This window comes from Mesorhizobium sp. L2C084A000 (assembly GCF_000502875.1).
GTDB lineage: Bacteria > Pseudomonadota > Alphaproteobacteria > Rhizobiales > Rhizobiaceae > Mesorhizobium.
In genome coordinates this window covers 19,404-34,616 of sequence record NZ_AYWX01000001.1, presented here as the reverse complement: position 1 = coordinate 34,616, position 15,213 = coordinate 19,404, and the positions used below count along the sequence as shown (strand labels likewise).

General features: G+C 62.9%; 9 protein-coding genes. All 9 read left to right on the top strand.

Annotation, left to right across the window (positions count from 1 at the left end; translation table 11 throughout):
• Positions 1-150: 150 nt before the first annotated feature.
• On the top strand, positions 151-1,212 hold the full coding sequence (locus X735_RS165315; RefSeq protein ID WP_023808510.1) for an ABC transporter permease: 1,062 nt from the start codon (positions 151-153) through the stop codon (positions 1,210-1,212).
• Positions 1,188-1,997, top strand: a complete 810-nt coding sequence (locus X735_RS165320) for an ATP-binding cassette domain-containing protein (protein ID WP_023808509.1) — start codon at positions 1,188-1,190, stop codon at positions 1,995-1,997. The genes X735_RS165315 and X735_RS165320 overlap by 25 nt, the downstream gene beginning before the upstream one ends.
• A gap of 142 nt (positions 1,998-2,139) precedes the next feature.
• Positions 2,140-4,602 (top strand): glycogen/starch/alpha-glucan phosphorylase, encoded by a 2,463-nt coding sequence (locus X735_RS165325; RefSeq protein WP_023808508.1) that lies wholly within the window; start codon positions 2,140-2,142, stop codon positions 4,600-4,602.
• 107 nt (positions 4,603-4,709) lie between these two features.
• Positions 4,710-6,923: a 1,4-alpha-glucan branching protein GlgB gene (gene glgB, locus X735_RS165330; protein WP_023808507.1), complete on the top strand. Its 2,214-nt coding sequence runs from the start codon at positions 4,710-4,712 to the stop codon at positions 6,921-6,923.
• 52 nt (positions 6,924-6,975) lie between these two features.
• Positions 6,976-8,241: a glucose-1-phosphate adenylyltransferase gene (gene glgC, locus X735_RS165335; RefSeq protein ID WP_023808506.1), complete on the top strand. Its 1,266-nt coding sequence runs from the start codon at positions 6,976-6,978 to the stop codon at positions 8,239-8,241.
• Between the two features lie 3 nt (positions 8,242-8,244).
• Positions 8,245-9,690 carry a glycogen synthase GlgA gene (glgA, locus tag X735_RS165340; RefSeq protein ID WP_023808505.1) on the top strand — a complete coding sequence of 482 codons (1,446 nt, stop codon included), beginning with the start codon at positions 8,245-8,247 and terminating at the stop codon, positions 9,688-9,690.
• A 3-nt stretch (positions 9,691-9,693) separates the two neighbouring features.
• Positions 9,694-11,322: an alpha-D-glucose phosphate-specific phosphoglucomutase gene (locus tag X735_RS165345; RefSeq protein ID WP_023808504.1), complete on the top strand. Its 1,629-nt coding sequence runs from the start codon at positions 9,694-9,696 to the stop codon at positions 11,320-11,322.
• 255 nt (positions 11,323-11,577) lie between these two features.
• Positions 11,578-13,593, top strand: coding sequence for a glycogen debranching protein GlgX (gene glgX, locus X735_RS165350; protein ID WP_023808503.1), 2,016 nt, complete (start codon positions 11,578-11,580; stop codon positions 13,591-13,593).
• The gene (locus X735_RS165355) at positions 13,580-15,205 is read left to right on the top strand and encodes an alpha-glucosidase family protein (RefSeq protein WP_023808502.1); all 1,626 of its coding nucleotides are present in this window, start codon (positions 13,580-13,582) and stop codon (positions 15,203-15,205) included. The genes glgX and X735_RS165355 overlap by 14 nt, the downstream gene beginning before the upstream one ends.
• Positions 15,206-15,213 lie beyond the last annotated feature (8 nt).

Sequence of the window (15,213 nt, the reverse complement as noted above, 5' to 3'; positions counted from 1 at the left end):
ACAAGGCATCTACGGAACCTGAGCGGTCGGGGCTTGATCCCCGGCCGCTTCGGGTGGACGATGGCTCGCGTGACCGCGAACAATCCCGGCAGCAGACCGGAAAGGCGTGGACTGGCGTCGGCGTTTGGCTGAAGCCTACGGGGAGTAAACATGGCTCAAGCTCAGGAATTCGAGAAGGTTCTCTCGAGCAGCGACACCAGCGTTGCTGCTTTTGACGAGCACAAATCGGCCGTCAAGCGCATCCAGCATTTCCTGCATTCGACGCCGGCCGCGGTGCCGCTGATCGTGCTGGTTCTGGCGATCATCGTCTTCGGCATCACCATCGGAGGGCGGTTCTTTTCGTCCTATACGCTGACGCTTATCCTGCAGCAGATCGCCATCATCGGCATTCTGGGTGCCGCACAGACATTGGTCATCCTGACCGCCGGCATCGACCTGTCGATCGGCGTGATCATGGTGATTTCAGCGGTGATCATGGGCAATTGCGCGGTCAGCTACGGCATGCCGAGCGCGCTCGCCGTGGCGATCGGGCTTGCCGCCGGCGCGGCCTGCGGGCTGCTCAACGGGGTGCTTGTCGCCTACATGAAACTGCCGCCCTTCATCGTGACGCTTGGCACCTGGAACATCGTCATGGCCACGAACTTCATCTATTCGGCCAACGAGACGATCCGCGACACCGACGTCGACACCCAAGCGCCGCTGCTGCATCTCTTTGCCATCAGTTTCAAGGTCGGCACGGCGGTGCTGACGCTTGGTGTCATTGCCACGGTCGTGCTCGTTATGGTCCTGTGGTACGTGCTCAATCACACGGCATGGGGCCGCCATGTCTATGCCGTTGGCGACGATCAGGAGGCGGCGAAGCTGTCGGGCATCCAGACCAAGAAGGTGCTGATGACGGTCTACACCCTTGCCGGGCTGATCGCCGCTTTCGCTGCCTGGGTCTCCATCGGCCGCAACGGCTCGATCTCGCCGTCCGCCGCCGTCACCGACTACAACCTGCAGGCGATCACCGCGACGGTGATCGGCGGTATTTCCCTGTTCGGCGGACGCGGCTCGATCCTGGGCACGCTGTTCGGCGCGATGATCGTCGGCGTCGTCTCCATGGGCCTCAACATGCTGGGCGCCGATCCGCAATGGAAGGTGCTGCTCACCGGTGTGCTGATCATCGGCGCCGTGGCGGTCGATCAATGGATCAGAAAGGTTTCGGCATGACCACGACCCAGGAACCCATCCTCACCGCGCGTGGCCTGGTCAAGCGCTATGGCCGCGTCACGGCCCTCGACAACGCCGACTTCGACCTCTACCCCGGCGAAATCCTTGCCGTCATCGGCGACAATGGAGCCGGCAAGTCGTCGCTCATCAAGGCGATTTCCGGCGCGGCCGTACCCGACGAAGGCGAGATCCGGCTTGAAGGCAAGCCCGTCGCCTTCAAATCGCCGATGGAGGCCCGCGAAGCCGGCATCGAGACCGTCTATCAGAATCTGGCGCTGTCGCCGGCGCTCTCGATCGCCGACAACATGTTCCTTGGTCGCGAAATCCGCAAACCGGGTTTTCTGGGCGACTGGCTTCGCATGCTCGACCGTCCGGCAATGGAAAAGCGCGCTCGCGACAAGCTTACCGAACTTGGCCTGATGACCATCCAGAACATCAGCCAGGCTGTGGAGACGCTCTCGGGCGGCCAAAGGCAGGGCGTTGCCGTGGCGCGTGCGGCCGCCTTTGGCAGTCGTGTGGTGATCATGGATGAGCCGACGGCCGCGCTTGGCGTCAAGGAAAGCCGCCGCGTGCTCGAGTTGATCCTCGACGTCAAGAAACGGGGCCTGCCGATCGTGCTGATCTCGCACAACATGCCGCATGTCTTCGAAGTGGCCGACCGCATTCACATCCACCGGCTGGGCCGTCGTCTCTGCGTCATCGATCCCAAGCAATATACGATGTCCGATGCCGTGGCCTTCATGACCGGAGCAAAGGTTCCGCCCGAGGCAGCGTTGGCGGCTTGAGGCTCCGATGGCCCAAATTGCCGCAGGGTCAGCCGGCCTCGCGGCAGTTTAAATCGATTGAAGATATGCCGAGATCAGCTAGCATGGACTGGGAGGAATGGTGAAAGCCGGTATGATCATGGCAAATGCACGAGAAGGCGACATGGCAAACGCGATGACATCCAAAGCTCCCGTTCTCGAAACCCCCGATCCCAAGACGCTCGCCGACGAAGTCTTGAAGGCCCTCAAATACCGGGTAGGCAAGGGCACCAACGTCGCCACGCAACATGATTGGCTGACGGCCTCGATCAAGGTCGTGCGAGACCGCATCGTCGATCACTGGATGCAGGCGACGCAGGAGGCCTACGCCCAGCAGGAAAAGCGCGTCTATTACCTGTCGCTCGAATTCCTCATCGGCCGGCTGATGCGTGATGCCTTCTCCAATCTCGGCCTGATGGACAATATGCGCGAAGCGCTGAAATCCCTTGGCGTCGACCTCGACCTTATCGCCGGGCTCGAACCGGATGCGGCGCTCGGCAATGGCGGCCTCGGCCGGCTCGCCGCCTGCTTCATGGAAAGCATGGCGACCGTCGACATTCCCGCGCATGGCTACGGCATCCGCTATGCCAACGGCATGTTCCGGCAGGAGATTCACGACGGCTGGCAGGTCGAACTGCCAGAGACCTGGCTTGATCACGGTAACCCGTGGGAGTTCGAACGTCGCGAACGCTCCTTCGAGGTTGGTTTCGGCGGTTCGGTGGAATCGATCACCTCCAAGGATGGGCGCCTCGAACGCCATGTCTGGAAGCCGACCGAGCATGTGCTGGCCGTCGCCTACGACACGCCTGTCGTCGGCTGGCGGGCAAACCGCGTCAACACGCTACGGCTGTGGTCGGGCATGCCGATCGATCCGATCCTGCTGGACAAGTTCAACGCCGGCGATCACATCGGCGCGCTTGCCGAAAGCAACAAGGCAGATGCCTTGTCGCGCGTGCTCTATCCCGCCGACTCCCACAAGGCCGGGCAGGAATTGCGGCTCAGGCAAGAGTACTTCTTCTCCACCGCCTCGCTGCAGGACATCGTCCAGCGCCATCTGAGCCAATATGGCGACCTGAAGTCGCTGCCCGACAAGGCTGCGATCCACTTGAACGACACCCATCCCGCCATCGCCGTGCCGGAGTTGATGCGCCTGTTGATGGACGTCCACGGCATGGATTTCGATCAGGCCTGGGATATCACCAAGCGCACCTTCGGCTACACCAACCACACGCTGTTGCCCGAGGCACTGGAAAGCTGGCCGGTGCCGCTGTTCGAGCGGCTTTTGCCGCGCCACATGCAGATCGTCTATGCCATCAACGCTGAAGTGCTTCTGGAGGCTCGTGCCTCCAACCAGTTCTCGGACGAGCAGATCGGCCGCATCTCGCTGATCCAGGAAAATGGCGACCGCCGGGTGCGCATGGGCAATCTGGCCTTTGTCGGCTCGCACTCGATCAACGGCGTTTCGGCGCTTCACACCGACCTGATGAAGGAGACGGTGTTTGCCGATCTGCACAAGCTCTATCCCGATCGCATCAACAACAAGACCAACGGCATCACGCCGCGGCGCTGGCTGATCCAATGCAATCCCGGACTGACGTCGCTCGCCCGCGAGGCGATCGGCGACCGTTTTCTCGATGACATCGACGCCATCAAGGATCTCGACGGTTTCGCCGGCGATGCCGTCTTTCGCGACAAGTTCGCCGCCGTCAAGCGCGCCAACAAGGCGCGATTGGCCAACCTCGTCGCCGACCGGCTCGGCATCAAGGTCGATCCTTCGGCGCTTTTCGACATCCAGATCAAACGCATCCACGAATACAAGCGCCAGCTTCTGAACATCCTCGAGGCGATCGCCCTCTATGACCAGATCCGCTCGCACCCCGAGCGCGACTGGATGCCGCGCGTGAAATTCTTCGGCGGCAAGGCGGCGCCCAGCTATCACAACGCCAAGCTGATCATCAAACTCGCCAACGACGTCGCCAAGGTCATCAACCGCGACCCGGCCGTGCGCGGTTTGCTGAAGGTCGTGTTCGTGCCGAACTACAATGTCAGCCTTGCCGAGATCATGATGCCGGCTGCCGACCTTTCCGAGCAGATCTCGACCGCCGGCATGGAAGCGTCGGGCACCGGCAACATGAAGTTCGCGCTGAACGGCGCGCTGACCATCGGCACGCTCGACGGTGCCAATGTCGAGATCAAGGAATGCGTCGGTGACGACAACATCTTCATCTTCGGCCTGACCACCGCCGAGGTCGCCGAGCGGCGCAACAACGGCTACGATCCGCGCGCCGTCATCGAAGGATCGCCCGAGCTGGCGCAAGCGGTCGCGGCTGTTTCGTCAGGCGTCTTCTCGCCGGATGATCCGGAGCGTTACCGCGACCTCGTCAACGGTCTCTACAACAGCGACTGGTTCATGGTCGCCGCCGATTTCGATGCCTATGCCACCGCCCAGCGCGAGGTCGATGCGGTCTGGCGCAACAGTCCCGACTGGTACGCCAGGGCAATCCGCAATGTGGCGCGTGTCGGCTGGTTCTCCTCCGATCGCACGATCCGCCAATATGCGAAAGAAATCTGGAACGTGCCTGCCTGATGTGATTGCATGAGGCCGCAAACAATGTGGTCCCGGTGGTGTGAACTTAAAAGTCGGATCACACCACTAGAAACAAACACTCGGTGCCTGGGGAGGGACACTGCCTGATGAAGAAGCCGCGCGCGACCGCTGCGACAAGCGGGCCGGACGGACTGGCGGCAGCCAGCGATGTTGCGGCGATTGTTGCCGGTACGCATGGCGATCCGTTTGCCGTTCTCGGTGTTCAGGAGGCTGGGAAGGGTTTTGTGGCCCGCTGCTTTGTTCCGAATGCCGAATTCGTCACCGCTTATACGCTGACCGGCACCATCGCGGGTGAATTGTCCAGGCGCGACGATGGCGGCTTTTTCGAAGGCAAGCTCTCGATCAAGAAGCGGCAACCGCTTCGCTATCACGCGCGCAATGCCGGCGGCGACTGGTGGCTGACCGATCCCTATTCGTTCGGTCCGGTGCTCGGGCCGATGGACGACTACTACATCGCCGAGGGATCGCATCTCAGGCTGTTCGACAAGCTCGGCGCTCATGTCATCGAGCACGAAGGCGCCACCGGCGTGCATTTCGCCGTCTGGGCTCCCAATGCGCGGCGTGTCTCTGTGGTCGGCGATTTCAACGAATGGGACGGCCGCCGGCACTCGATGCGCGACCGCCGCGACACCGGCATCTGGGAGGTGTTCATTCCCGATATCGGTGCTGGCCGGCCCTACAAATACGAGATCATCGGCCCCGACGGCGTCAGGCTGCCGCTGAAGGCCGATCCGTTCGCCTTCAAATCCGAACTGCGTCCGGCCACCGCTTCGGTCGTTGCTGTGCCGCCGGCGCATGAGTGGGGCGATGAGGCGCATCGCAATTTCTGGCGCAATGCCGATCACCGGCGCGAAGCCATTTCGATCTATGAGGTCCATGCCGGTTCCTGGCAGCTTCGCGACGACGGTACGTTCCTGTCATGGGACGAACTGGCCGACCGGCTCATCCCCTATGTGGTCGAGACCGGCTTCACCCATATCGAATTCATGCCGATCTCTGAACATCCCTATGACCCGTCCTGGGGCTACCAGACGACCGGGCTCTACGCGCCATCGGCCCGCTTTGGCGATCCGGACGGCTTTGCCCGCTTCGTCGACGGCGCCCACCGTGCCGGCGTCGGCGTTATTCTCGACTGGGTGCCGGCGCATTTCCCGGTCGATGAGCACGGCCTGGCCAATTTCGATGGCACCGCGCTCTATGAACATGCCGATCCGCGCAAGGGGTTTCATCCCGACTGGAACACCGCGATCTACAATTTCGGCCGCCGCGAGGTGGTGTCGTTCCTAGTCAACAATGCGTTGTTCTGGGCCGAGAAATACCATGTCGACGGACTTCGCGTCGATGCGGTCGCCTCGATGCTATACCTCGACTATTCGCGCAAGGCCGGCGAATGGATCCCCAACGAGAAAGGCGGCCGCGAGAACCTTGAGGCGGTCAGCTTCCTGCAGAAGATGAACAAGGAGGTCTACGGCCACCATCCGGGCGTGATGACCATCGCCGAGGAATCGACCTCTTGGCCGAAGGTCTCGGCACCGGTGCATGAAGGCGGGCTGGGCTTCGGCTTCAAGTGGAATATGGGCTTCATGCACGACACGCTGGAGTATTTCTCCAAGGAACCGATCTTCCGAAAGCACCACCACAACGACCTCACCTTCGGCCTGACTTACGCCTTCTCCGAGAATTTCGTGCTGCCGCTCTCGCATGACGAGGTCGTGCACGGCAAAGGCACGTTGCTTGGCAAGATGGCCGGCGACGATTGGCAGAAGTTTGCGACGCTGCGCGCCTACTACGCTTTCATGTGGGGCTATCCCGGCAAGAAGCTGCTTTTCATGGGGCAGGAGTTCGCGCAGCGCCGCGAATGGAGCGAGGCGCGCGCGCTCGACTGGAACCTGCTTGAATTCCGGCCGCATCGCGGCGTCTGGCAGACGGTGCGCGATCTCAACTATCTCTACCGTTCGCGCCCGGCCCTGCATGGCCGTGATTGTGAGCCGGAAGGGTTTTCCTGGCTGATCGTCGATGACAGCCAGAATTCGGTTTTTGCCTGGCTGCGCAGTGCACCGGGCGGCAGCCCGGTGGCCGTCATTTCCAATTTCACGCCGGTGCCGCGTGACAATTATCGCGTGCCGTTGCCGATATCAGGCAAATGGCGCGAAATCATCAACACCGACGCTTCCGAATATGGCGGGTCCGGCAAGGGCAATGGCGGCATGGTCGAGGCACGGGCGGAGGGAGGAAGCATCTCCGCGACGATGCTTTTGCCGCCGCTGTCGACGATCATGCTCGAGCTCGTTGCCGACTGAGCCCGTCGAGACTGAGTAAAACGGCGATATCGAGTAACTTGGGAGGGTAGAAATGGCAGACTTGAAACGGACCCAGCCGCTGGCGCGCGATGCCATGGCCTATGTATTGGCCGGCGGCCGTGGGAGCCGCCTCAGGGAACTGACCGACCGGCGTGCCAAGCCGGCCGTATATTTCGGCGGCAAGACGCGCATTATCGACTTCGCGCTCTCCAATGCTCTGAATTCCGGCATTCGCCGCCTTGGCGTTGCCACCCAGTACAAGGCGCATTCGCTGATCCGTCATCTGCAGCGCGGCTGGAACTTCCTGCGGCCCGAGCGAAACGAGAGTTTCGACATCCTGCCGGCCAGCCAGCGCGTCTCGGAAACGCAGTGGTATGAAGGCACCGCCGACGCCGTTTATCAGAACATCGACATCATCGAGGCCTACGGGCCCGAATACATGGTGATCTTGGCCGGCGACCACATCTACAAGATGGACTACGAGATGATGCTTCGCCAGCACGTCGACGCCAATGCCGATGTCACCGTCGGCTGCCTCGAAGTGCCGCGCATGGAAGCCACCGGCTTCGGCGTCATGCATGTCGATGCCAAGGACAACATCATCGCCTTTGTCGAAAAACCCGCCGATCCGCCCGGCATTCCCGATAAGCCGGAATTCGCGCTGGCTTCGATGGGCATCTACGTGTTCAAGACCAAATTCCTGATGGAGCAATTGCGCCGCGATGCGGCCGAGCCGGGCTCAAGTCGCGACTTCGGCAAGGACATCATCCCCTATATCGTCCAGCACGGTAAGGCGATCGCGCATCGCTTCGCCAAATCCTGCGTCCGCTCGACCGCCGAGAACGAGGCCTACTGGCGCGACGTCGGAACGGTCGACGCCTATTGGGAAGCCAATATCGACCTGACCGACATCACGCCTGAACTCGACCTCTACGACCGCGACTGGCCGATCTGGACCTATGCCGAATTGAAGCCGCCGGCAAAGTTCGTGCATGACGAGGATGGCCGCCGCGGTTCGGCCGTGTCCTCGCTTGTCTCGGGCGACTGCATCGTCTCCGGTGCGTCGCTCAAAAGAAGCCTGATCTTCACCGGCGCGCGCATCAATTCCTTTTCGACGCTGGAAGAAGTCGTCATGCTGCCCGACGTTCATGTCGGCCGGAACGCAAAGTTGAAGCGCGTGGTCATCGACCATGGTGTTAGGATACCGGAAGGCCTGGTGGTCGGCGAAGATCCCGTCCTCGACGCCAAGCGCTTTCGGGTCTCGGAGAAAGGCATCTGCCTGGTCACCCAGGACATGATCGACAAGCTGGGGCTCTAACGCATGCAGGTTCTGTCGGTCACGCCCGAGATCTTTCCGCTGATCAAGACCGGAGGGCTTGCCGACGTGACCGGCGCGCTGCCCATCGCGCTTGCCGCCAAGGGCGTGACCATGCGCACGCTCATTCCCGGTTTTCCGACCGTCATGGCTGCCTTCAAGAAGAAGCGGGCGGTTCTGCAATATCCCTTGCTGCAGGGTGGCAAGGCTGCCGTCCATTCCGTCCAGCTTGCCGGGCTCGAACTGTTCGTGCTCGATGCGCCGCATCTGTTCGACCGTCCCGGCGGTCCCTACGGCAACGCCACCGGCGTGGACTGGCCAGACAATTGGCGGCGTTTCGCGGCGTTGAGCCAGGTCGGCGGCGACATTGCCGGTGGCGCCATCTCGGGCTACCAGCCCGACATCGTCCACGCCCATGACTGGCAGTCGGCGATGACGCTGGCCTATATGCGCTACGGCAAGGCGGTCGGCGTGCCATCGATGATGACTGTCCACAACCTCGCTTTCCAGGGCCAGTTCGGCGCCGCCATCTTTGGCGAACTCGGCCTGCCGGCAGCGGCGATGGCGCTCGACGGCGTCGAATATTATGGCGGTGTCGGCTTCCTCAAGGCCGGCCTGCAGGCCGCCTGGGCGATCACCACGGTCAGTCCGACCTACGCGCAGGAGATCCGCTCGGCGGAATTCGGCATGGGCCTCGACGGCCTCATCAACATGCGCTCCAGCGATCTCTATGGCATAGTCAACGGCATCGACACCGACATCTGGGATCCGGAAACCGACAAGCACCTGGTGTCCACCTATACGGCTAGCACGCTGAAGGCGCGCGCGCCCAACAGGGTTGCCGTGGAAGACCGCTTCAGCCTTGAGCGCGACGACAGCCCGATCGTCTGCGTCGTCAGCCGCCTGACCTGGCAAAAGGGCATGGATACCTTGGCGACAGCGGTCGACGGCATTGTTGCGACCGGCGCGCGCCTGGCCATCCTCGGCTCGGGCGATGCCGGCCTCGAAGGCGCGCTGCTCGCCGCCGCCGCCCGGCATCGCGGCCGCATTGGGGTCGTCGTCGGCTACGACGAGGGGCTGTCGCACATCATGCAAGGCGGCTGCGACGCCATCGTCATTCCCTCGCGCTTCGAACCGTGCGGGCTGACGCAGCTTTACGGCCTGCGCTATGGCTGCGTACCCGTGGTTGCCCGCACCGGCGGCCTTGCCGACACGGTAATCGACGCCAATGAGGCTGCCGTTTCGGCCGGCGTCGCCACCGGCTTCCAGTTCGCGCCCAACAATGGCGGTGCCTTGCTGCACGCCATCCGCCGCCTCGTCGACGCACATGCCAGTCCGGCGGTCTGGGAATCGTTGCAGCGCCAGGGCATGAAGGCCGATGTGTCATGGGACAAGAGCGCGGAAAAATATGTCGAACTCTATCGCTCTCTGCTTTCGAAAAGGGTTGCCTGAAGCATGATACGCACCGTCCCCACCAAGCCTTATTCCGAACAGAAGCCCGGCACGTCGGGCCTGCGCAAGAAGGTGCCTGTCTTTCAGCAGGAGCACTATGCCGAGAATTTCATCCAGTCGATCTTCGACGCGCTCGACGGTTTCAAGGGCAAGACCCTGGTGATCGGCGGCGATGGCCGCTTCTACAACCGCGAGGTCATCCAGAAGGCCATCGCCATGGCAGCCGCCAACGGCTTCGGCAAGGTGATGGTCGGGCAGGGCGGTATCCTGTCGACGCCGGCCGCCTCGCATGTCATCCGCAAATACAAGACCTTTGGCGGCATCATCCTGTCGGCCAGCCACAATCCGGGCGGTCCGCATGAGGATTTCGGCATCAAGTACAATGCCGGCAATGGCGGCCCGGCGCCGGAAAAGCTGACCGACGTGATCTTCGAAAAGACCAGGGCGATTTCGAGCTTCAAGATCGCCGACATCGATCCGATCGACATCGACACAACAGGCACGGTCAAGGCCGCCGGCATGACGGTCGAGGTCATCGACCCGGTCGCCGACTATGCCGAACTGATGGAAAGCCTGTTCGATTTCGATGCCCTGCGCAAACTGTTCAAATCCGGCTTCCGCATGCGCTTCGACGCCATGCACGCGGTGACCGGCCCCTACGCCAAGGAGATCCTGGAAAACCGGCTCGGCGCGCCCAACGGCACCTGCCGCAATTTCAAGCCGCTGCCGGATTTCGGCGGCCATCACCCGGACCCGAACCTCGTCCATGCCAAGCACCTCTATGACGAGATGATGGGACCAGACGCGCCGGATTTCGGCGCTGCCTCGGATGGCGACGGTGACCGCAATCTGATCATCGGCAAGGGCATTTTCGTCACCCCGTCGGACTCGGTTGCCATGCTTGCCGCCAACGCCCGCCTGGCGCCCGGCTACAAGGGCGGGCTGAAGGGCATCGCCCGCTCGATGCCGACCAGTGGCGCTGCCGACCGCGTCGCCGAAAAACTCGGCATCGCCCTCTATGAGACGCCGACAGGCTGGAAGTTCTTCGGCAATCTGCTCGACGCCGACATGGCGACGATCTGCGGCGAGGAAAGTGCCGGCACCGGTTCCAACCACGTCCGCGAAAAGGACGGCCTTTGGGCGGTGCTTTTGTGGCTCAACATCCTTGCCGCGCGGGGCGAAAGCTGCAAGCAGATCGTCGCCGAGCACTGGGCGACCTACGGTCGCAACTACTATTCGCGGCACGATTATGAAGAGGTTGAGAGCGACCGCGCCAACGCATTGGTCGACGAACTGCGCGCCAAGCTCGGCGCGCTGCCGGGTGCCAGCGTGCGCGGCATGACAATCGCCAGCGCCGACGACTTTGCCTACCACGATCCCGTCGACGGTTCGATCAGCGAGCATCAGGGCATCAGGGTGCTGTTCGAAGGCGGTTCGCGGGTGGTCTTTCGGCTGTCCGGCACCGGCACGTCAGGTGCCACGCTGCGCGTCTATATCGAGCGCTACGAGTCGGACAAGTCGAGGCACGACCTCGACACCCAGGCCGCCCTTGCCGATGTGATAGCCGCGGCCGATGATATTGCCGGGATTCACAGCCATACCGGCCGCGCCGAGCCAAGTGTGATTACTTGAGGGTGGCGCTGCACGCGCCCATAGCTCTCGCAGAGCGCCAGGTTAGATAATGACGGGCGTATGGCGCTGCACCCCCCTCTGGCCTGCCGGCCATCTCCCCCTCAAGGGGGGAGATCGGCAGTTTCAGCGCCTCGTTCCTCATGCTGCGTTGGCCGTTGGCGAAAGCGATGCGACGGTCCGATCTCCCCCCTTGAGGGGGAGATGCCCGGCAGGGCAGAGGGGGGTGCCTCGCGCTAACCTTGGCGGTATTTTCCAGTGACCCAGCTCGGCGCCACCGTCACCCGCGAAGGCATCCGCTTTGCCGCTTGGTCGCAGGCCGCCCGTCGGCTCTGGCTCTCGATCTTCGACGAGCAGGGCAATCGGGAAATCGAACGGCTCGAACTGCAGCCGGAAGGTGAGGGCGTCCATGCGCTGTTCGTTGCGGGCCTTGGCCAGGGCATCCGCTACGGCTTTCGCGCCGATGGCGACTACGCGCCGGAGCGCGGGCTGTGGTTCGACCCTGCCAAGCTCCTGACCGATCCTTACGCCGTCGAGATCGACAGGTCCTATGTCTATGACTGGCGGCTGGCCCAGCGCCGGGGCGAGGGCGCCGATACCGCACCGCTGATGCCGAAGGCGATTGCCGCTGCGCTGCCGAAGCCGGTGCAGGCTGCCCCGCCGCTATTCCAGCCGGGCGGCCTTATTTACGAAGTGCCGGTGCGCGCCTTCACCATGCTGCATCCGGACATTCCCGAAAAATTGCGCGGAACAGTCGCCGCACTTGCTCACCCGGCGGTTATCGAGCATCTGAAAAAACTCGGGGTTGGCGCGGTCGAACTGATGCCGGTGACCGCGTCGATCGATGAGCGACATTTGCCGCCGCTCGGGCTGCGCAATGCCTGGGGCTACAATCCCGTGACTTTCATGGCCCTCGATCCGCGTTTGGCGCCGGGCGGCATCATGGAGTTGCGAAACACGGTCGCCGTGCTGCGCGAGGCTGGCATCGGCGTCATCCTCGACCTCGTCTTCAACCACACCGGCGAGAGCGACTGGCTTGGCCCGACGTTGTCGCTGCGCGGTCTGGACAACCAGGCCTACTACCGGCACTCATCAGACGGCGGGCTGGCCAACGATACCGGCACCGGCAACACGGTCGCTTGCGACCATCCTGTCGTCCAGGAGATGGTCCTCGACACGCTTCGCCATTTCGTCAGGGATGCCGGCGTCGACGGCTTCCGCTTCGACCTGGCGCCCATTTTGGGCAGGGTCGAAGGAACATTCGATGCCGAGGCGTCGTTGCTGAGAGCGATGCGCGACGACCCGCTGCTGGCCGATCGGGTGTTGATCGCCGAGCCGTGGGACATCGGTTCCGACGGCTATCAGCTCGGTAATTTCCCGCCGCCCTTCCTCGAATGGAACGACAAGTATCGCGACGATGTCAGACGCTTCTGGCGCGGCGACGCCGGCATGGTCGGTGCGCTGGCGACCCGGCTTGCCGGTTCGTCCGATGTGTTCGCAACGAACAGGCAAAACGCCAGTCGGACCGTCAATTTCATCGCCGCCCATGACGGCATGACGCTCGCCGATATCGTGCGCTACGAGCGCAAGCACAACGAAGCCAATGGCGAGCAGAACCGCGACGGCCACAATGAAAACCTGTCCTGGAACAACGGCGTCGAAGGGGATGCGGACGATCCGGCCGTACCAACTGCTCGCCTGAACGATCAGCGCGCGCTGCTCGCCACGCTGTTTGCCTCACGCGGCACCATCATGCTGACCGCGGGCGACGAATTCGGCCGCACCCAGCAAGGCAACAACAACGCCTATGCGCAGGACAACGAGATCACCTGGCTCGTCTGGGCCGGCCGTGACCAGGCGCTGGAGCGCTACACGGTGGAACTCTCGAGGCTGCGCCGGTCGATGCCGGCGCTCTTCGATACAAGCTTCCTAACTGGCCAGCCGCAGGCAGGTTCGGGGACGCCGGACGTCGCATGGCTGACCGAAACGGGCACGCCGCTCGATGGACAAGGCTGGCAAGATCCGCAGCAGCACCGTCTTGTCATGATCCTGGGTGGCGCCAGCGACGACGAGCGCCGTCTTGCGGTGCTCGTCAACGGCGATCGTCGGGCCTGCATGTTCACCTTGCCTGAGCGTGAAGGATTTTGCTGGGTGCCAGCCCTCGAAACCGCCGAGCCAGCGGACAGCTCGCGACCGATATCGGGACGGGCGGTGATCTTCATGATCGAACGAGCGCAAGCCGGCAAAGGGGAGAAGCGCAATGGCGGCAGGTGACAAGACCGGATGGTGGCGCGGTTGCGTCATCTACCAGATCTATCCGCGCTCCTTCCAGGACACGACCGGCAACGGCAGCGGCGATCTCGCCGGCATTACGTCGAGGCTCGCTCATGTCGCTTCGCTTGGTGTCGACGCAGTCTGGCTGTCGCCTTTCTTCAAGTCGCCGATGGCCGATATGGGCTACGACGTGTCGGATTACTGCGATGTCGATCCGATGTTCGGCACGCTCGAGGACTTCGATGCGCTGGTCGCCGAGGCGCATCGCCTCGGCCTGAAGATCGTCATCGACCAGGTGCTGTCGCATTCGTCCGACAAGCACGACTGGTTTGCCGAAAGCCGCGCCAGCCGCGATAACCCCAAGTCGGACTGGTATGTCTGGGCCGATACCAAGCCCGATGGCGGGGCGCCCAACAACTGGCTCTCCGTGTTCGGTGGCCCGGCCTGGGAATGGGATTCGACCCGCCGGCAGTATTACATGCACAATTTCCTTGCCTCGCAGCCCGACCTGAATTTCCACAATCCGGAGGTCCAGGACGCGCTTCTCGACACGGTGCGGTTCTGGCTGGAGCGCGGCGTCGATGGCTTCCGGCTCGATACGGTCAATTACTATGTCCACGACCGCTGGCTGCGCAGCAATCCGCCCCTGGCGTCGAGCGTCGCCGGCACCAACGGCGAGACCAACACCTACCTCTACCAGGAGCATCTGTTCGACAAGACGCAGCCCGAAAACCTGGCGTTCCTGCGCCGCTTCAGGGCGCTGCTCGATGAATATGACGACCGCGCCGCGGTCGGCGAAATCGGCGATGAAGGCCGCTCGTTGCAGACGCTCGCCGCCTACACCTCAGGCGGCGACAAGCTGCATATGTGTTACACCTTCGACCTGCTCGGTCCGCAGTTCTCGGCCGCGCATGTGCGTGGCTGCGTCGCAGCCTTCGAGGCGGCCGTCTCCGACGGCTGGGTCTGTTGGGCGTTCTCCAACCATGATGTGGTGCGCCATGTCAGCCGCTGGACAAGGCCGGACAGCGATCCCGATGCGGTCGCAAGATTCTCGATCATGCTGCTCGCCTGCCTGCGCGGCTCGATCTGCCTCTATGAGGGCGAGGAGTTGGGCCTGGAGGAGGCGGAGCTGGCCTATGAGGATCTGCGCGATCCCGTCGGCATCCGCTTCTGGCCAGGCGTCAAGGGCAGGGATGGGTGTCGCACGCCAATGGTCTGGGAGGCCGGCGCCGACAATGCGGGCTTCTCCACGGCCAGGCCGTGGCTGCCGATACCGGCCAGCCATCGCGCCCGCGCGGTCGACGTCCAGAATGCCGACACGGCCTCGGTGCTGAAGTCCTATCGGACCACGCTGGCCTTGCGCGGGAAGCATGAGGCGCTGGTGTCAGGCTCGATCCGATTTCTCGACGCCGAGGGTGACCTGCTTGCTTTCATTCGCGAGGGCGGCGGCGAAAGACTGCTCTGTGTCTTCAATTTCGGCGGGGGATCGGCCAATTGGCCGTTGCCGGGGGACATCGGAGTGGTTACGGAACTTGACGGCGATGCCTCGCTAACCAGGGAGGTCGAGCTTTTGCTGCCGGGACTTGGATGCTTCCTCGGTAGGCTCGACTGATGCCTCGA